At 71.6% G+C, this 17,126-nt stretch carries 19 protein-coding genes; 11 read left to right on the top strand and 8 right to left on the bottom strand.

Annotated elements, in window-relative coordinates; translation table 11 throughout:
- The first annotated feature begins 74 nt into the window (after positions 1 to 74).
- A complete protein-coding gene (locus tag EUA94_RS13790; protein WP_277986115.1) occupies positions 75 to 716 on the top strand; it encodes a hypothetical protein in 642 nt (213 codons plus the stop codon).
- A 141-nt stretch (positions 717 to 857) separates the two neighbouring features.
- Positions 858 to 1,394 carry a DinB family protein gene (locus EUA94_RS13785; protein ID WP_129427458.1) on the top strand — a complete coding sequence of 179 codons (537 nt, stop codon included), beginning with the start codon at positions 858 to 860 and terminating at the stop codon, positions 1,392 to 1,394.
- A 12-nt stretch (positions 1,395 to 1,406) separates the two neighbouring features.
- Here EUA94_RS13785 and EUA94_RS13780 read toward each other — a convergent pair whose 3' ends face one another.
- The gene (locus tag EUA94_RS13780; RefSeq protein ID WP_129427457.1) at positions 1,407 to 1,790 is read right to left on the bottom strand and encodes a VOC family protein; all 384 of its coding nucleotides are present in this window, start codon (positions 1,788 to 1,790) and stop codon (positions 1,407 to 1,409) included.
- 122 nt (positions 1,791 to 1,912) lie between these two features.
- On the opposite strand from EUA94_RS13780, the gene EUA94_RS13775 reads away from it, so the two are divergent.
- On the top strand, positions 1,913 to 2,563 hold the full coding sequence (locus EUA94_RS13775; RefSeq protein WP_129427456.1) for a response regulator: 651 nt from the start codon (positions 1,913 to 1,915) through the stop codon (positions 2,561 to 2,563).
- A gap of 105 nt (positions 2,564 to 2,668) precedes the next feature.
- Positions 2,669 to 3,256, top strand: coding sequence for a hypothetical protein (locus tag EUA94_RS13770; protein WP_129427455.1), 588 nt, complete (start codon positions 2,669 to 2,671; stop codon positions 3,254 to 3,256).
- Between the two features lie 64 nt (positions 3,257 to 3,320).
- On the opposite strand, the gene EUA94_RS13765 is transcribed toward EUA94_RS13770, so the two are convergent.
- The 4 genes from EUA94_RS13765 to EUA94_RS13750 all read right to left on the bottom strand — a co-directional run bounded on the left by EUA94_RS13765 (position 3,321) and on the right by EUA94_RS13750 (position 6,644).
- Positions 3,321 to 4,889: a GAF domain-containing sensor histidine kinase gene (locus EUA94_RS13765; RefSeq protein ID WP_165356894.1), complete on the bottom strand. Its 1,569-nt coding sequence runs from the start codon at positions 4,887 to 4,889 to the stop codon at positions 3,321 to 3,323.
- Positions 4,890 to 4,904: 15 nt separating this feature from the next.
- Positions 4,905 to 5,357, bottom strand: coding sequence for a pyridoxamine 5'-phosphate oxidase family protein (locus tag EUA94_RS13760; RefSeq protein WP_129427453.1), 453 nt, complete (start codon positions 5,355 to 5,357; stop codon positions 4,905 to 4,907).
- Between the two features lie 82 nt (positions 5,358 to 5,439).
- Positions 5,440 to 6,375, bottom strand: a complete 936-nt coding sequence (locus EUA94_RS13755; RefSeq protein ID WP_129427452.1) for an SPFH domain-containing protein — start codon at positions 6,373 to 6,375, stop codon at positions 5,440 to 5,442.
- Between the two features lie 8 nt (positions 6,376 to 6,383).
- Complete coding sequence (locus tag EUA94_RS13750; protein ID WP_129427451.1) at positions 6,384 to 6,644, bottom strand: hypothetical protein; 261 nt, start codon at positions 6,642 to 6,644, stop codon at positions 6,384 to 6,386.
- A 92-nt stretch (positions 6,645 to 6,736) separates the two neighbouring features.
- Here EUA94_RS13750 and EUA94_RS13745 point away from each other — a divergent pair, with 92 nt between their 5' ends.
- From EUA94_RS13745 to EUA94_RS13735, 3 genes are read left to right on the top strand one after another with little or no spacing between them, the layout of a single operon-like run.
- On the top strand, positions 6,737 to 8,125 hold the full coding sequence (locus EUA94_RS13745; protein ID WP_129427450.1) for a P-loop NTPase family protein: 1,389 nt from the start codon (positions 6,737 to 6,739) through the stop codon (positions 8,123 to 8,125).
- Positions 8,118 to 8,630, top strand: coding sequence for a GNAT family N-acetyltransferase (locus EUA94_RS13740; protein ID WP_129427449.1), 513 nt, complete (start codon positions 8,118 to 8,120; stop codon positions 8,628 to 8,630). The genes EUA94_RS13745 and EUA94_RS13740 overlap by 8 nt, the downstream gene beginning before the upstream one ends.
- Positions 8,627 to 10,636 carry a vWA domain-containing protein gene (locus EUA94_RS13735; protein WP_129427448.1) on the top strand — a complete coding sequence of 670 codons (2,010 nt, stop codon included), beginning with the start codon at positions 8,627 to 8,629 and terminating at the stop codon, positions 10,634 to 10,636. Before EUA94_RS13740 ends, EUA94_RS13735 begins: the two co-directional genes overlap by 4 nt.
- A gap of 4 nt (positions 10,637 to 10,640) precedes the next feature.
- Here EUA94_RS13735 and EUA94_RS13730 read toward each other — a convergent pair whose 3' ends face one another.
- Positions 10,641 to 11,057, bottom strand: a complete 417-nt coding sequence (locus tag EUA94_RS13730; protein ID WP_129427447.1) for a nuclear transport factor 2 family protein — start codon at positions 11,055 to 11,057, stop codon at positions 10,641 to 10,643.
- Between the two features lie 48 nt (positions 11,058 to 11,105).
- Between EUA94_RS13730 and EUA94_RS13725 the strand changes: the two genes are divergently transcribed.
- Positions 11,106 to 12,269, top strand: a complete 1,164-nt coding sequence (locus EUA94_RS13725; protein WP_207210551.1) for an MFS transporter — start codon at positions 11,106 to 11,108, stop codon at positions 12,267 to 12,269.
- Positions 12,270 to 12,368: 99 nt separating this feature from the next.
- On the opposite strand, the gene EUA94_RS13720 is transcribed toward EUA94_RS13725, so the two are convergent.
- Positions 12,369 to 13,721: an ABC1 kinase family protein gene (locus tag EUA94_RS13720; protein ID WP_129427446.1), complete on the bottom strand. Its 1,353-nt coding sequence runs from the start codon at positions 13,719 to 13,721 to the stop codon at positions 12,369 to 12,371.
- A gap of 129 nt (positions 13,722 to 13,850) precedes the next feature.
- On the opposite strand from EUA94_RS13720, the gene EUA94_RS13715 reads away from it, so the two are divergent.
- Positions 13,851 to 15,314, top strand: coding sequence for a S8 family serine peptidase (locus EUA94_RS13715; protein WP_242494867.1), 1,464 nt, complete (start codon positions 13,851 to 13,853; stop codon positions 15,312 to 15,314).
- Between the two features lie 125 nt (positions 15,315 to 15,439).
- Positions 15,440 to 15,748: a DUF1905 domain-containing protein gene (locus EUA94_RS13710; RefSeq protein WP_242494866.1), complete on the top strand. Its 309-nt coding sequence runs from the start codon at positions 15,440 to 15,442 to the stop codon at positions 15,746 to 15,748.
- Here EUA94_RS13710 and EUA94_RS13705 read toward each other — a convergent pair.
- The gene (locus EUA94_RS13705) at positions 15,737 to 16,465 is read right to left on the bottom strand and encodes a CDP-alcohol phosphatidyltransferase family protein (RefSeq protein ID WP_129427444.1); all 729 of its coding nucleotides are present in this window, start codon (positions 16,463 to 16,465) and stop codon (positions 15,737 to 15,739) included. The two genes, EUA94_RS13710 and EUA94_RS13705, sit on opposite strands and share 12 nt — an antisense overlap.
- A gap of 111 nt (positions 16,466 to 16,576) precedes the next feature.
- Between EUA94_RS13705 and EUA94_RS13700 the strand changes: the two genes are divergently transcribed.
- Complete coding sequence (locus EUA94_RS13700; protein WP_129427443.1) at positions 16,577 to 17,119, top strand: hypothetical protein; 543 nt, start codon at positions 16,577 to 16,579, stop codon at positions 17,117 to 17,119.
- The last annotated feature ends 7 nt before the right edge of the window (positions 17,120 to 17,126 follow it).

Genomic DNA, 17,126 nt, shown 5'->3' with positions numbered 1-17,126 from the left:
GGCGGGGAACATCCTCCTTGAATGCAGCGTTGTAAGGGTGTAATCATGTAAGCACAGCACGAAGGAGAAGGAACATGATGACCCGAGAAGACAACGAAGAAGGCCGCAGCGGACGCGGCGAAGGACGCGGCCGAGGCCGTGGCGAGCGCCGCGGAGACCGTGGCGGCGAGCGCGGCGGACCCGAGGGTCGCGGCCGTCGCGGGGGCTGGCAGGTCGCCGACCTCCCGCCCGCCGACGATGCGACGGACTGGTTCCGCGGGCGGCTGCCCGACGGCTGGTTCAGCGAGATCGAGGTCCGTACGGACCGCGAGGAGATCACTGTCCTCGGCACGCTGAGCGAGAGCCAGGCAGACGGTGCCGACGGCGCCGCGGCGGAGGGCCGGATCGGCCGGTTCCGCGCCGAGACGAAGGCCGAGCGCATCGAGATCGCCCTCGAGGCGCAGGCGCGCTACCAGCGCAAGGTGTCGTGGGGCGTACGGCTCGGCGAGGTCGAGGCACTCTTCACCCACGTCGCCGCGCCGGTGATGACGCGGCTGCGCCAGCCCGAGCGGCAGGTGCTCGACACCCTCGTCGACGCCGGCGTCGCGCGGTCGCGGTCCGATGCGCTCGCCTGGTCGGTCCGGCTGGTCGGCGAGCACGCCGACGAGTGGCTCGGCCAGCTGCGCGACGCGATGGCCGAGGTCGACAAGCTGCGCGGCGAGGGCCCGACCCTCTGACGCACGCCGACCGACGGACCGAACAGGTCGCAACGCCGCCCTTGTCGCGCTCGCCGCGGTGGGGGCGGAGTGCGTTCGGTCCGTCGGTCGGCTGGTCAATGCGGTGGTGGGGTCGGTCGCGGCGGCGCTAGGTTCGCGGCCATGACGATCGAGCGGCCCGAGCCGTCCTTCCGCAACACCGAGGTCGGGATGCTGCGGTCCTACCTCGACCACTTCCGGGGCACGATCCGGTTGCAGGCCTCCGGCCTCACCGACGAGCAGCTCGACCAGACGCTCGGCCCCAGCGACCTCACGCTCGGCGGGATGCTCAAGCACCTCGCCTTCGTCGAGGACTACTGGTTCTCCTACAACCTCCTGGCCCGCGAGCCATCCCCGCCGTGGGACACCGCCCCCTGGGACGACGACGCCGACTGGGACTGGCACTCCGCCGCCGGGGCGCCGCACGCCGAGCTCGACGCGCTGCTGGCCGACGCCATCGTCCGTTCGGACGCGTGCCTCGACGAGGCGCTCACCGCCGACCCCGAGCTCGACCGGCCGGTCGCGCGCCCGCGCGACCCGGCGAAGGGCGACACCGCGACCGTGCGCTGGGTGCTGGTGCACATGGTCGAGGAGTACGCCCGTCACGCCGGGCACGCCGACCTGATCCGCCAGTCGATCGACGGCGCGACCGACGTCTGAGCTCGTGCCGGGTCAGGCCTGCTGGTGCAGGCAGAGCACGTTGCCGGCCGGGTCCTTGAACCAGGCGGCCTTCTCGCCGCCCATCACGGCGACGTGGTCGACGGTCGTGAGGTCGGGCAGGTCGTAGTCCTCGAAGACCACTCCGTGGTGCTCGAGCTCCTGGATCTCCGCATCGATGTCGTCGACCTCGAAGCTCATCGCAGTGCTCTCGGAGGGAGTGCTGCCGGGGCGGGGCAGCAGCATGAGCGTCGCGCCGCCGTCCAGCGCGAACATCGCGCTGCCCTCGTCGTTGGTGCCGGTGTAGTCGAGCCCGAGGGACTCGGCATAGAAGCTGCGGGCTCGGTCGACGTCGGGGACCGGGAGCATCATCGCGACCGTGCGCTTGGCGAGGGGCATGACGCGCCTCCAGGGGGTTGAGTGGTGGCCCCCGTCGATTCCCTCCAGTGTGCTCCCGATCCGGGTCGCGGGAACCACGGTCCAGACCGGTCGCTCGGGTCCGGGTCTGGTGGAATGGGCCCATGGCCGACCCGATCCGCGTGTACCTGCTCGATGACCACGACGTCGTACGGGAGGGCCTGCGGTTCCTGCTCGAGCAGCAGGACGACATCGAGGTGGTGGGCGAGTCCGCCAGTGCGGTCGAGGCGACGGCCCGGATCCCCGCGCTGCGCCCGGACGTCGCCGTCCTCGACGCGCGCCTGCCCGACGGCTCGGGCATCGAGGTGTGCCGCGCGGTGCGGTCGGTGGACTCCTCGATCAACGCGTTGATCCTGACGTCGTACGACGACGACGAGGCGCTGTTCGCGGCGATCATGGCCGGTGCGTCGGGCTACGTCCTCAAGGAGATCCGCAGCTCCGACCTGGTCACCGCCGTGCGGCACGTCGCGGCCGGCAAGTCGCTGATCGATCCGACCATGACGGCGACCGTGCTCGACCGGATCCGGAACGGCCCCGGCACGCCGGACGAGCTGTCGTCGCTGACCGATCGGGAACGGGTCCTGCTCGGCCACATCGCCGAGGGGCTCACGAACCGGCAGATCGCCGAGAAGATGTTCCTCGCCGAGAAGACCGTCAAGAACTACGTCTCGAGCATCCTGGCCAAGCTCGGCCTCGAGCGACGTACGCAGGCGGCCGTCCTCGCCTCGAAGCTGCTGGGACCCGGGGGGACCTAAGTCCCGCTTGATCGGTGACCGGCGGCCCTGACGGCCGCTCTCGATCCGCGCGACTCTGGTGGTGACCCAGCAAGAACACACACACCACAGAAGGAGGGGATGACGATGAGCGTCATCCACCGTCACAGCGACGAGACCCACGCAGTGCAGGCTTCGGCCGACCACGACCGAGGCACCTGGTTCGCCCGGGCCCTGGCCACCCTGCGGATCGCCTTCGGAATCACCTTCTTGTGGGCCTTCCTCGACAAGACCCTCGCCCTCGGCTTCCACACCGGCTACGACCAGGAGGGTGCCCTGGACCGCTTCGGCCCGGCGGCGTGGATCAACGGCGCCAGCCCGACCGAGGGCTTCCTGTCCTTCGCCGTTCCTGCCGACAACCCGTTCAAGGGCTTCTTCAACGCCCTAGTCGGAAGCGCCGCGATCGACTGGCTGTTCATGCTCGGCCTGCTCGGCATCGGCGTGACCCTGCTCCTCGGGGTGGCCATGCGGTTCGGCACTGCGGCAGGCGCGCTGATGTACGCGTTCATGTACGCCGCGTCGCTCCCGCTGGAGAACAACCCGCTCGTCGACGCTCACCTCGTCGGCATCATCGTGATGACGGTCCTCGCCCTGGGCGCGGCCGGCAGCACGTGGGGGCTGGGTCACTGGTGGAACCGCATGGACGTGGTGGAGCAACACCCCGTCCTGCGGTGACCAGCAGACCCCGGAAGCCCGACGCCTCCACGGCGTCGGGCTTTCCTGCGCGCGGGGCGGCCAGTCAGCGCAGCGGCACGCGCCAGACCAGGACGGTGCCGCGCTCGCCGACAGGCGAGACCTCCAGGGTGCCGCCGAGGTCGTCGGCGCGACGTCGGGCGTTGCGCAGCCCGCTCTCGCTGACCGACGCGGGCAGGCCGATGCCGTCGTCCGCGACGCGCAGCTCCAGCAGGTCGGAGCTCACGACCACGTCGACCTCCGCGCCGTCGGCGAGGGCGTGCCGGGCGACGTTGGAGATCGCCTCGCGGAGCACCGCCAGCAGCTGCGCCCCCAGGGCCGCCGGCACGACGGTGTCGAGCGGTCCGGAGGTCCGGACCACCGGGGTGAACCCCAGCACCGGGACGTACTCCTTGACGAGGTTGCGGACGCCGGCGCGCAGCGTGTCGCCGCGACGGTCCTGGAGCTCGAAGATCGTGCCCCGGATGGCCTTGATGGTGTCGTCCAGGTCGGCCACCGAACGGTCGAGCCGGTCGGTCACGGCCCCGTCGCCGGCCATCGCCGCCACTCCCTGGAGCTGGAGTCCCGTGGCGAAGAGCCGCTGGATGACGATGTCGTGGAGGTCGCGGGCGATCCGCTCGCGGTCAGAGATCAGGGCGAGCTCCTGGCGGTCGGCGAGCGCCTGGGTGCGGTCGAGCGACAGCGCGACCTGGTCGCCGAAGCCGGCGAAGAGGTCGCGGTCCTGGACGTCCAGCAGTCCGGACCCGGTCGGCACCACGGCGACGAGCGCGGTGACCGGAGCGAGGTGGGAGCGCAGCGGGACGACGACGACGGTCCCGCCGTCGACGAGCTGCGTGGTCACGGCGCCGCCCGGCCCGTGCTCCGTACGACGCGCCTGTGCCAGGCAGGCGAGGACGTGCTCGTCGTCGGCGTCGGGCGCCAGGCTGACCGTGTCGTGGTCCGGTCCCAGCGACGACCAGAGGGCCACCGCGCTGGCGCGGGACACCTGACGCGCCGTGGAGACGATCCGGTCCAACGCGGTGGACAGCTGGACGGGCGGCTGCAGGGCCTCGGCGAGCTCGGCCGACGCCTCGAGCCACTGCCGCCGCCGCTCGCTGAGCGCGAATGACCGGGCGTTGCTGATGACGTACCCGGCCGTGCGGGCCAGCTCCTCGACGAGGCCCTCGTCGGCCTCCGTGAACGGACCGCCCCCGGCCTTCTCGGTGAGGTAGAGGTTGCCGAAGACCGTGCCCCGGATCCGCACCGGCATCCCGAGGAACGAGGTCATCGGAGGGTGGTTCGGCGGGAACCCCACCGAGGACGGATGTGCCGACAGGTCGGCGAGCCGGAGGCCGGAGGGGTCGTCGATGATCACGCCGAGGATTCCGTGCCCGCGCGGCAGGTCGCCGATCAGGGCCCGCGTCCGGTCGTCGAGGCCGGTGGTGACGAACTCGACGAGCTCGTCGCCGTCGACGCCGAGCACCCCCAGCGCGCCGTAGCGGGCACCGGTCAGCTCCGTCGCCGCCTCCACGATGCGGGTCAGCACGCTGGCGAGGTCGAGGTCGCTGGAGATCGCGGTCACCGCCTCGAGCAGCGAGCGTGCCTCGGCTCCGAGGGCGGTTGAGGTGGGCGTCACCCCCACAGTGTGTCCCTAGGCCGTGCGGCGCACGGGCAGGTGCTCCCACGGGTCCCAGCCGCCGCCCAGCTGTCGACCGGTGACCTCGGTCCACGGGATGCGTACGACGAGGTTGCGCTGGCCCTCAGCCCACGGGCGGGGCTGCCAGGTGCGGGCGATCTCGCGCAGCTCCTCGTGGTCGTCGACGAAGGTCGCGCGCCCCCGGACCACCACGCTCCAGCCGCGCTTGCGCTCGTAGTCGAACTGGTCGACCTCGAAGCAGGCCTGGGCATCGCGGCCGTATGTCCCGAGCAGGCTGTACGCCGTGGTCCGGAGCAGGACCGACTCATGCCCGGGCTCGCCGTCGACCGCGTAGTTGACCGGGATGATGTGCGGGCCGGTGGGCGTGCCGATTGCCACGCGGCCGGCGACGCCCGCGGTGAGCAGGCGCGAGCAGTCCTCGCGGGACAGGTCGTGGGTCATGGGCATGGGGGCCTCCTTCGGCTGGACTCCCAGCCTCCCCGTCTGCGGAACGCGCGGGCAGGGTCGAAGGTCCCGAACGGGCTGTGCCCTAGGGCGTGGAGTCGGTGATCAGCCCGCCGGTCGTCGGCTGGTAGGGGTTGAGGCCGTGGTCGATGGCGTACTGCTTGAGGTAGCCCTCCTGGCCCAGCACCTTGATCCGCTCGGCGATCTTGGCGGCCTCGGCCTTCTCGACCTCGATCTGCGCCTGCGCTGCCTTCACCTGGGCGGCAGCCTCGGCCTCCTTGGCCTTGGCGCGGGCCACGGCCTCCTGCTGGGCGACCAGCGCGGCCTTGACCTGCTCCGGCGGCACCGGCTTCTGCAGGGTGATCGCGAAGTCGGTGAAGAACTCCTCGTCGCCGTCAATCTGCCGACCCACGAGCTCGGGCATCTGCGCCAGCACCTCCTGCTCCCACTGCGCCTTGACGCCTGGGTCGGTGTAGAGCTCGGTGTAGGTGTAGTTCTGGCTGGCCCGGTCGATCGCGGTCTCCAGCGGCCGGCTGATGTAGACGCTCAGCATCTGCAGCCATCCGGCCGAGCCGTTCCCGTCGGTGGAGTCCATGTAGGCGGCGTAGCGGTTGCCGATGAGGTCGTGGAACTTCTGGAGCGTCTTGCAGTCGGTGTTGAGCAGGAATGCCGCGACGCCGTCGACGCTCATCTCGATGCCGTCCTTGCTGACGAACGTCACCATCGGCCGGTCGCCGCCCTCGCCGAACACGTAGTTGCGCTGGCTCTTGGGGTACGAGTAGTGCTTGTCGCCGGGGCCGTCCCAGGCACGCGTCGAGCTCGACACGCAGTCCTTGAACCGGCGCGGCGTGAAGGCGCCGTCGCTGTAGTGCAGCGCGACCTGGTCGGGACCGGTCGAGACGGTGGTCGGGCGGACGAAGATGAGCACGGCGACCGCGAGGACGACCAGCAGGAGGAACCCGCCGGTGGCCTTCTTCACAGCGCCGGCGCGGTTGGCGATCTTGTTCGCGGTGGTCGACATCGGGATCCTCAGGCGTCGGGGCCGCTGGACAGGCGGCGGTGATGGGTCGTGATCTCGTCGATGATGATCGTCGAGAGCTCGGGCGAGACGTCGCGGTGCTGCCAGGCCAGCTCACGCAGCTGTTCGATGAAGGTGTCCCGCTCGGCCAGGGCGCGCGGCGCAGCGGGGGCGACGACGGGCGGGGCGGCCCCGGCGCCGGCGGACAGGCGGCCGGCCCAGAAGGCCACGCCGATCAGGACGACGAACATCAGGAGCCAGATGGAGGCCATGCCGCCATCCTGCCCTGCCGGAGACCCGTTGAACCGCCATTTGGCGGCTTCGAGCGCACTCGACGTTGACGCACCGGTCTAGCGTGGAAGGCGTGAACGAGCACCCCGCAGCCAGCACCCTCGGCCAGCTCCGCGACAGCGGCCACGAGCTCCGTACGCTCCGCCAGGAGCTGCGCGACAACCTGCTCGCCAAGCTCCGCGCCGGCGAGGACCCGTGGCCGGGGCTGCACGGCTTCTCCGAGACCGTCATCCCGCAGGTCGAGCGCGCGCTGCTCGCCGGCCACGACATCGTGCTGCTCGGCGAGCGCGGCCAGGGCAAGACCCGGTTGCTCCGGTCGCTGGTCGGACTCCTCGACGAGTGGACGCCGGTGATCTCCGGCTCCGAGATCGGCGAGCACCCGTACGACCCGGTCACCGTCACGTCCCAGCATGCGGCGGCGACGTACGGCGACGACCTGCGCATCTCGTGGAAGCACCGCGACGAGAGGTACGCCGAGAAGCTGGCGACTCCGGACACGTCGGTCGCCGACCTGATCGGCGACGTCGACCCGATGAAGGTGGCGGAGGGCCGCCACCTCGGCGATCCGGAGACCATCCACTTCGGGCTGATCCCGCGCAGCCACCGCGGCATCGTCGCGATCAACGAGCTCCCCGACCTCGCCGAGCGGATCCAGGTCGCGATGCTCAACGTGATGGAGGAGCGCGACATCCAGATCCGCGGCTACCTCCTCCGGCTGCCGCTCGACGTGCTCGTGGTTGCCAGCGCCAACCCCGAGGACTACACCAACCGCGGCCGGATCATCACCCCGCTCAAGGACCGCTTCGGCGCCGAGATCCGCACCCACTACCCGCGCGAGGTGGAGGAGGAGATCGCGGTCATCGAGCAGGAGGCCGACCTCGTCGCCGCGGTGCCGGCGTACCTCCTCGAGGTGCTCGCCCGCTTCACCCGCAACCTGCGTGAGTCTCAGGCCGTCGACCAGCGCTCGGGCGTCAGCGCCCGCTTCGCCATCGCCGGTGCCGAGACCATCGCCGCCGCCGCGCTGCACCGGGCCACCACCCAGGGCGAGGACGAGGCCGTGGCGCGAGTCGTCGACCTCGAGACCGCCGTCGACGTGCTCGGCGGCAAGATCGAGTTCGAGACGGGCGAGGAGGGCCGCGAGGCCGAGGTGCTCACCCACCTGCTCCGCACCGCCGTCGCCGAGACCGTGCGCGCCCACCTCGCCGGCATCGACCTGCGCCTGCTCGTGGACGCCATCGAGGCCGGCGCCATGGTGAGCACCGGTGCCCGCGTCGGCGCGCGCGACTTCCTCGCCGGCCTGCCGGTGCTGGGGGAGTCCGACCTCTACGACGCGGTGTGCGACCGGCTCGGCGCGACCAACGACGGCGAGCGCGCCGCCGCCCTCGAGCTCGCCCTCGAGGGGCTCTACCTGGCCCGCAAGATCGGCAAGGACACCGACGCCGGTGAGACCGTCTATGGCTGATGTCCTCGTGCGGCTGGGCACTGCGGACGACATCCCGGCCTTCGTCGCGATCGGGCACGCCGTTGTGCCGCCGACGTACGGCCCGATCGATGCGGCGTACGCCCAGAAGATGCTCGACGAGTGGTGGACGCCCGAGGTGTTCGCGACGTCGCTGGAGCGCAACGCCCACCTCGTCGCCGAGCACGACGGGCAGGTCGTGGCGCTCGCCAACTTCGGGCGCCTCGCGCGGTCCTACCGCGACTTCCCGCACGTCACCGGCGACCGCGAGGTGATGTGGAAGCTCTACGTCCACCCCGACCACCAGGGCCTCGGCATCGGGCGCCGGCTGCTCGGCGAGGTCGAGGCGCTCGTCGAGGGCGACGAGCTGTGGCTCGAGGTGGTCGACGGCAACGAGCAGGCCTTCGCCTTCTACCGCTCGCACGGCTTCGAGGAGGTCGAGCGGACTCCGGACCGCGACCCGTGGCCGGACGACGTCTGGATGCGGAAGCAGCTGGTCGGACGATGAGCCGCTTCCAGCGGTACGACGGCGGCGACCCGCTCGCGCCGCCGGTCGACCTCGCCGGTGCGCTCGACGCCATCGGGCAGGACGTGATGGCCGGCTACTCGCCCGAGCACGCGATGCGCGAGTTCCTGCGGCGAGGGAGCAACGACCAGGCCGGGCTCGACGAGCTGCAGCGCCAGCTCGCCCAGCGCCGGCGCGACATCCTGCAGCGCAACAACCTCGACGGCACGATGCAGGAGGTCCGCGAGCTGCTCGACAAGGCCGTGCTCGCCGAGCGCGGCCAGCTCGCCCGCGACATCACGATGTCCGACGAGGACCGTGACTTCCGCGAGATGGTACTGGACTCTGCGTGGCCGCAAGGGGGGTCGCCATCGACCGCCGCCGCGGTCAGCGAGCTGGCGTCGTACGACTGGCAGTCCTCGGAGGCCCGCGAGGCCTATGAGGAGATCAAGGACCTGCTCGGGCGCGAGCTGCTCGACCAGCGCCTCGCCGGGATGAAGCAGGCGCTCGAGGGCGCGACCGAGGAGGACCGGGCCGCCGTCGCGGAGATGCTCGCCGACCTCAACGACCTCCTCGAGAAGCACGCGGCGGGGGAGGACACCGACGAGGCCTTCGCCGCGTTCATGGACAAGCACGGCGACTTCTTCCCCGACAACCCCCAGGACATGGACGAGCTGCTCGACTCGCTCGCGCAGCGCGCCGCCGCGGCCCAGCGGATGCTCAACTCGATGACCGAGGAGCAGCGCCGCGAGCTGATGGAGCTCTCCCAGCAGGCCTTCGGGTCGCCGCAGCTGATGGAGCAGCTCGCGCGGATGGACGCCAACCTCCAGGCGCTGCGTCCCGGCGAAGACTGGTCGGGGTCCGAGAGCTTCGAGGGGGAGCAGGGCATGGGCCTGGGTGACGGAACCGGCGCACTCGCGGATCTCGCGCAGCTCGACCAGCTCTCCGACCAGATCTCCCAGTCCTACCAGGGGGCGCGGCTCGACGACGTCGACCTCGACGCGCTCGCCGGCCAGCTCGGCCCGGAGGCTGCGGTCGCCGCCAAGACCCTCCAGGAGCTCGAGCGCGCGCTGCGCGACAGCGGCTACCTCAAGCGCGGGTCCGACGGCGAGCTCCGGCTCTCGCCCAAGGCCATGCGCCAGCTCGGCAAGGCGCTGCTGCGCGACGTGGCGGACCGGATGAGCGGCCGCTCCGGCGCCCGCGAGACGCGTACGACCGGGCTGGCCGGCGAACCGTCGGGCGCGAGCCGGCGGTGGGCGTTCGGCGACACCGAGCCCTGGGACGTGTCGCGCACGATCACGAACGCGGTGCTGCGCGGGGGCGCCTCACCGGTGCGGATCCAGGTCGACGACATCGAGGTCGTCGAGACCGAGGCGCGCACCCAGGCGGCCGTCGCGCTGCTCGTTGACACGTCGTTCTCGATGGCGATGGACGGGCGCTGGGTGCCGATGAAGCGCACTGCACTCGCCCTCCACCAGCTGGTGCGCTCCCGCTTCCGCGGCGACGACCTGCAGCTCATCGCCTTCGGCCGGCATGCCCAGGTGATGGAGGTCGAGGAGCTCACCGGGCTGGATGCGCGCTGGGACAAGGGCACCAACCTCCACCACGGCCTGCTCCTCGCGAACCGGTTCTTCCGCAAGCACCCCAACGCGCAGCCGGTGCTGCTCATCGTCACCGACGGCGAGCCGACCGCGCACCTCGAGCCGGACGGTGAGGTCTGGTTCTCCTACCCGCCGCACCCGCTGACGATCGCCCACTCGGTGCGCGAGCTCGACGCGGCGGCGCGCCTGGGCGCTCAGGTGACGTTCTTCCGCCTCGGCGAGGACCCCGGACTGGCCCGCTTCATCGACTCGATGGCGCGGCGCGTCGACGGCCGGATGGTGAGCCCCGAGCTCGACGACCTCGGCGCCGCGGTGGTCGGGTCCTACCTCGGCTCCCGCGGCCCCGGCACGTCGTACCGCGAACACTTCGGCGACGTCTACGGCGGCGGTCGGGGCTTCTGGGTCTGAGAGCCTACGGCCCGGCGGCCTCGAGCATCCGCAGCAGCTCGGCGCCCATGTGCTCGATGACGACCTGGAGCGCCTTGGCCGGGCGGACCATCACGGTGAAGTCGACGATCTGCCCGCCCGCGTCCCACGTGATCATGTCGACGCCCGAGACGTCGAGACCGCCGACCTCCGTGCGGAACTGCAGCACCGCCGAGTCGTCGCCGAGCCACTCGCGCTCGTACGTCAGCGCGGGACCGAGCACCGTGAACGCGGCGGTCAGGTAGCCCACGACGGTGTCGCGGCCGACCTGCGGCGTGTGCACGGCCGGGCTGCGGAAGACCGCTTCCTCGGCGATCAGCGCAGGGAGGCCCGCCGGGTCGCGGCTCTCGACGACGGCGTGCCAGCGGGCCAGTGCCCGCTCGGCTGGGGTGGCTGCGTCCATGCGCGCCATCGTCGCACCCGCGCGCGCTGATCTGGCAGGGTCTCGCCCGTGGACCTGCGAGACCTGCCCCGCGTCGTGTGGGCGCTGGCGGCGGCGAGGTTCGTCTCGTCGGCGGCGTCGTTCACGATGCTCTTCCTCACGCTCTACCTCACCGGACCGCGCGACGTCGCGACGGCGACGGCGGGCCTCCTGGCCGGCGCGGTGGGCGTCGGCGCCCTGGCCGGCAACTTCACCGGAGGCCGCTGGGGTGACCGGTTCGGCCACCGACGGGTCCTCCTCGCGGCCTCCACGATCGGTGGCTCCCTGCTCGCCGTCGTGCCGCTGGTGCCGACGTGGGCCCTGGCCGGTCTTCTCCCCGTTGCGGCGTACCTGCTGGCCACCGGCTCCCTCTCCGCCGGCGCGCTGTCCGCGCTTGCGGTGCCGCGCGGCCAGCGGCGTACGGCGGTCGCGGTCCATCGCGCCGCGTCCAACGCGGGGTTCGTGATCGGGCCGCCGCTGGGGGCCCTTCTGGTGGCGTGGAGCTATGACGCGCTCTTCGTCGTCGACGGGCTCTCGGTCGTGCTCGTCCGGCTCGTGCTGAGCCGGGTGCTGCCCGCAGACGCGGAGGCGGTGACGACACGTGCGCCGGGCCACGGCCTGTGGCGCTCGGTCCGGGCCGACCGCGGGCTCCTCGTGCTGCTCGTCGGCGTCGTGCTCGTCGACCTCGTCTACCGCCAGCTCTACTCGACCCTCCCGCTGTACCTCCGTGACGCGGGCCAGCCGATCTGGCTCTACGCCCTGGTCATCGCCCTCGGCTCCGCCGTGATCCTGGCCCTCGAGATCCCCGTGACCCAGTGGCTGCACGGCCGAGGGGCGTACGGCGTCATCGCCCTCGGCTATGCGCTCGTGGGTGTCGGCACGGCGATGTTCGCGCTGCCGGTCTCGGTGGCGACGGTGTGCGCGGCGATGGTCGTGCTCACCGCCGGGGAGATCCTCTACAAGACGACGGCGACCGCCCACGTGCTCGACCAAGCGCCCGACCACCTCGTCGGCCAGTACCAGGGCCTCTACACCGGCGCCGCCACCAGCGGCACGCTTCTCGCCGCGCCCATCGGCACCGCCGTGTACGCCGCCGCGCCCGACCTGCTCTGGCCGCTCATGGCGGCGGTGGCCCTCGCCGCGGCGGCGTTCGTGCTGCTTGCGCGTCAGGTGGAGGCCGGCGTAGTCCAGTGACCTTCGGTCGTCCGGGAGCCCATCCGGCAGCCATATCTCACTGGACTACCCGGGCGGGATAGCCAGAACTCACTGGACTACCCCGGGCGGGGGAGAACCTCAGGCGTCGCCGAACCCCGGCAGGGACTCCTCGAGGATCTCCCGGAACGGGACCGTCGACCCGAGCTGGCTGAGCAGGCCGAGGGAGCCGATCCAGGTGCGGTGGATGAGGAGGTACGACGTCGGCAGGTTGAGCTTGGTGGCCAGCGTGAACGTCTCGGCGCGGGGGTCGTTGATCCGCTCGAACTGCTCGCGCATCCACTCGCGGGTGAAGGCGAAGCGCTCGACCGCGGCCGGCTCGACGAAGGGGGCGAGGTAGGTGAGCAGCATCGCCGGGTCGACCTCGATGCGCTCCTTGATGAAGCCCTCGGCGCGCAGCCCGGCGACGAGCGAGTCCTGGTCGGAGTCCAGCGCGATGCGGATCAGCCGGCCCATCGCCTCGGGGAGCTGTCCGTGGGGGAGCCGGGCGACGGCCCCGAAGTCGAGCACGCCCAGCCGGCCGAGACCGCCGTCGGGGGCCGGGATCACCCGGAAGTTCCCGGGGTGCGGGTCGGCGTGCAGCATGCCGGTCCGGCGCGGTCCCTCGAACAGGAAGCGTACGAACAGCTCGCCGTAGTGGTCGCGCTCCTCCTGCGTGCCCTCGCGGATGACGTGAGCCAAGGAGTGGGCGGAGTCCATCCACTCGGTCACCAGCACCTCACCGCCGACGGCCACGACGCCCGGAACGACGATGTCGGGGTGGTCGGCGAAGGCTTCGGCGTACGCCGACTGGGCCTCGGCCTCGAGGGTGTAGTCGAGCTCGTCGGCGGCGCGCGCCTGGAGCTCGGCGACGAGCGGCTTGATGTCGATGCCGGGGAAGACCGGCGCCACGCCCCGCGCGACCCGGGCGATCTGGCGCAGGTCGCTCATCAGGGCCTCGCCGGCGCCGGGGTACTGCACCTTGACCGCGACGTCGCGCTCGCCGCCGCCGTCCGTGTGGTCGAGCCACCGGCCGCGGTGGACCTGACCGATCGACGCGGCTGCGGTGGGTGCGCCGTCGAGCCACACCAGCCGCGTGCGCCAGTCGGCACCGAGGTGCGTGGTCAGCTGCTGGCGTACGGTCGCCGTGGGCATCGGCGGGGCGGAGTCCTGGAGCGCGGTGAGGTGCTCGCGGTAGGGCGCGGCGAGCTCCTCGGGGAGCGCGGACTCGAGCACGCTCAGGGCCTGGCCGAACTTCATCGCGCCGCCCTTGAGCTCGCCCAGCGTGCGGAAGAGCTGCTCGGCCGTGCGCTGCTGCACCTCGCTCAGCACCGCGTCGGCGGGACGGCCGCCGAGGCGCTTGCCGAGGCCCATCGCCTGCCGGCCGGCGTACCCCAGTGGCAGCGCCGCGAGGCGTGCCGTACGGGCGGCGGCCTTGCGCGGGAGCTCGGTCATGCACCCATCATCCCCATGCCACCCAATCCGGACGTGTACGGGCTCCGAACAGGGGCTGGCCACCTGCGTGACCTGACGCACGTTGCGTCGTTGACCGGTCAACCCACTCCACACCTCGGGAGGACCCACGTGCGACTCAAGCCCCTTCTCGCCTGCACGGCGAGCATCCTCGCCGCCACGGCGACCTTCGGCGTCGGCGGCACCGCCACGGCGGCAGTCCAGAGCACCCCGCAGGCCAACGTCTCCGACTTCCTGGCCGGCCAGCTGACCACCCTGACCGGGAAGACGACCGTGCTGGTGCACGGCACCTCCATCACCGCCGCCCGCCAGGCCGTCACCGCCACGGGCATGGCCAAGAAGGGCGAGTACCGCTCGATCGGCGTGGTCGTCGCCAACGCCACGACGGCGCAGATCGCCGCGGTCCGCACCCAGAGCGGCGTGACGTACGTCGAGGGCGGCGCGCAGCCGATCGAGTTCTTCCAGGAGACGTCGAACACCGCCACCCGCGGTGCCGAGGCGGCCTCGACGCTCACCGGCGCCGACGGCAGCCCGCTCACGGGCAAGGGCGTCAGCGTCGCGGTCATCGACTCCGGCGTCGACCCGACCCACCCCTACTTCAAGGAGGCCGACGGCTCGTCTGCCGTCGTGGCCAACCTCAAGGCGCTGTGCGAGCCGCTGACCGAGACCTGCTCGGTCCAGCGGCTGCCCAACTTCGTCGACACCGACACCCTGTCGCTCGGCGGCCACGGCACCCACGTCAACGGCATCGTCGCCGGCCGGCCCACCACGCTGACCGACGGCGGCAAGCTCCAGGGCGCAGCGCCCGGCGCCAAGCTGGTCTCGATCTCGACCGGCGCCGGCATCGTCATCCTCGGTGCCGACTCGGCGCTCAACTGGGTGCTGGAGAACCACGCCGCCCCGTGCGGTGCCGGCATCCCGGCCTCGACCTGCCCGCCGATCAAGGTCACCAACAACTCCTACGGCCCCACCGGCGGCGGGTCGTTCGACCCCGAGTCGGCCACCGTCAAGCTCCAGCGCGCGCTCGCCGCGGCCGGCGTGGTCACCGTGTGGGCCGCCGGCAACGACGGCGGAGACGGCTCGGAGAGCCTGACCAACCCGCCCGGCCAGGACCCGACCGGCGGCATCCTCTCGGTGGCGTCGTTCTTCGACCAGGACACCGGCACCCGCGACGGCACCGTGTCCGACTACAGCTCGCGCGGCCTGACGTCCGACGCCTCCACCTGGCCCGACATCTCGGCGCCGGGGGAGAACATCACCTCGTCCTGCCGGCTCTACCTCGCGATCTGCTCGACCGGACTCGACCCGCGCAACGGCCCCGGCCCGCTCGACATCGGTACGTTCAACACGATCAGCGGCACGTCGATGGCTGCCCCGCACATCGCGGGCATCGTCGCGCAGCTCTTCCAGGCCAAGCCCTCGGCGACCCCGGCCGACATCGAGCGGGCGCTGAAGGTCTCGGCCTACAAGTACACGAACGGGGCCGCCTACACGGCCGGCCCCCTCGGCACCACGTCGTACGACAAGGGCTACGGCCTGGTCGACGTCGTGGCCGCCGTGGCGGCCCTCGGGTGAGGCACTGACCCGAGGCTGACATAGACCCTCCAGGGGGGAGCCACCGCGCAACAGGGGCGCGGTGGAAGGAGCGGGCGGGAGCGAGAGCTCCCGCCCGCTCTCCTGGTTGTGCGATCTTGAGGGGCATGGAGACCGGCCTGGAGATCGAGTTCAGCGGCGAGCTGGTGGAGTGGCGCGGTCCCGCGCCCTACTACTTCGTCCCGCTCCCGCCCGACGAGGCCGACCTGGTCGACGAGGTGAAGGCCGAGGTCGCCTACTGGGGCGTCGTCCCGGTGCGCGCCCGGATCGGCGGGACCGACTTCACGACGTCGATGTTCCCGCGCGAGGAGACCTGGTTCCTGCCCGTGAAGGCCGCGGTGCGCCGGGCCGAGGGGATCGAGCTCGGCGAGGTGGTCGGCGTACGCCTCCGGGTCGGGCAGTCGTCAGGCGACTGACGCGGTGGCGCGACCGCGCCGTGCCGTCAGGTAGAGGCTCAGGGCGACGTAGTAGCCGATGTAGGCCACCGAGAGTGCGAGCCAGACCGCGCTCGGGTCGGGCGCCTGCCAGAGGATCACGGCGTAGCTGACCAGCCAGAGGCAGGTCAGCACGAGGGTGGGCGCCTGCAGGGTGGTGGTGCGTGAGGGGTAGACGTACCCGATCGGCACGAAGACGAGCACCGCGCACACCAGCAGCACGGCCGCGGCGGCCGCCGGCGACAGGTCCAGCACGTAGATGTAGAACGCGGCGATGTTCCAGTAGCTCGGGAAGCCGAGGAACAGGTGGTCGTCGGTCTTCGCGTCGACCCGGCAGAACTGGTACGCCGACGCGAGCAGCGGCACGACGGCCAGCACGGTCGCCGAGGCACCCTCGCCCAGGTATCCCGTGCTCCACAGCAGCACCATCGGGATGAAGGCGTACGTCAGGTAGTCGACGATGTTGTCCAGCAGGGCCCCGTCGAACCAGGGGACGTGCTCCTTCACCCCGACCCAGCGCGCGAGCATGCCGTCGGTGCCGTCGACGACCATGGTGGCCAGGAAGAGCCAGAGGCACCGGGTGGTGTCGCCCTCCATCACCGCCACGACGGCGAGGAACGCCAGCACGAAGCCCGAGGCCGTGTAGGCGTGCACGAGCCAGGAAGCGATCGTCAGGAAGGTGCTCCGCGAGGAGGCCACGTCCCTCCTCGGTCGTCGGGTGTTGCATCGAGAGAGGGATCATGTCAGACGCGGGCGCAGGAGATGCAACCAACGGCAACGGTCTTGCGTCTTCAGATCGTGATGACTTCCATGCGTACGACCATCCTGAGCGCCGCGACCCTGTCGATCGCCGCCCTCGCCCTGACCCAGCTCCCGGCGAACGCCGACGGCATCGGCGTAGAGGACCCGCAGGACCTCGGCCACGGCGTCGACCTCCGCTCCGTGGTCGTCGAGCACGGAGCGCGCAACGTGGTCGTGACCACGACGCACACCGACCTGCAGGAGTCCTACCTCACCGGCTCGTCGGGCGCGGTCTTCCTCGACACCGACCCGGCGGACACCGGCCCGGAGTACGTCCTCTCGGGCGGCTACTTCGTCGGCACTGACTACATCCTGCTCACCACCGACGGCTTCGCCACCTCGAAGTGGGGCGAGCCGGTCGAGGGGTCGTACCGGATGAAGGTGGACTACGACGCGGAGCAGGTCCGGATGCGGATCTCGCGCGACGCCCTCGGCTCCCCGGCCGAGGTCCGCGTCGCCGTACGTGTCGCCGGCACCCGCCCCAACGGCAAGGACACCGCCCGGGACTGGCTCGGCGACCCGCGCAGCTTCACCGACTGGGTGGCCCAGTGACCTCGGT

Source organism: Nocardioides zhouii (assembly GCF_004137345.1).
In the GTDB taxonomy this organism is placed as follows: domain Bacteria; phylum Actinomycetota; class Actinomycetes; order Propionibacteriales; family Nocardioidaceae; genus Nocardioides; species Nocardioides zhouii.
The sequence above is the reverse complement of the archived record's forward strand: the minus strand, read 5'-3'. Positions and strand labels throughout refer to the sequence as shown.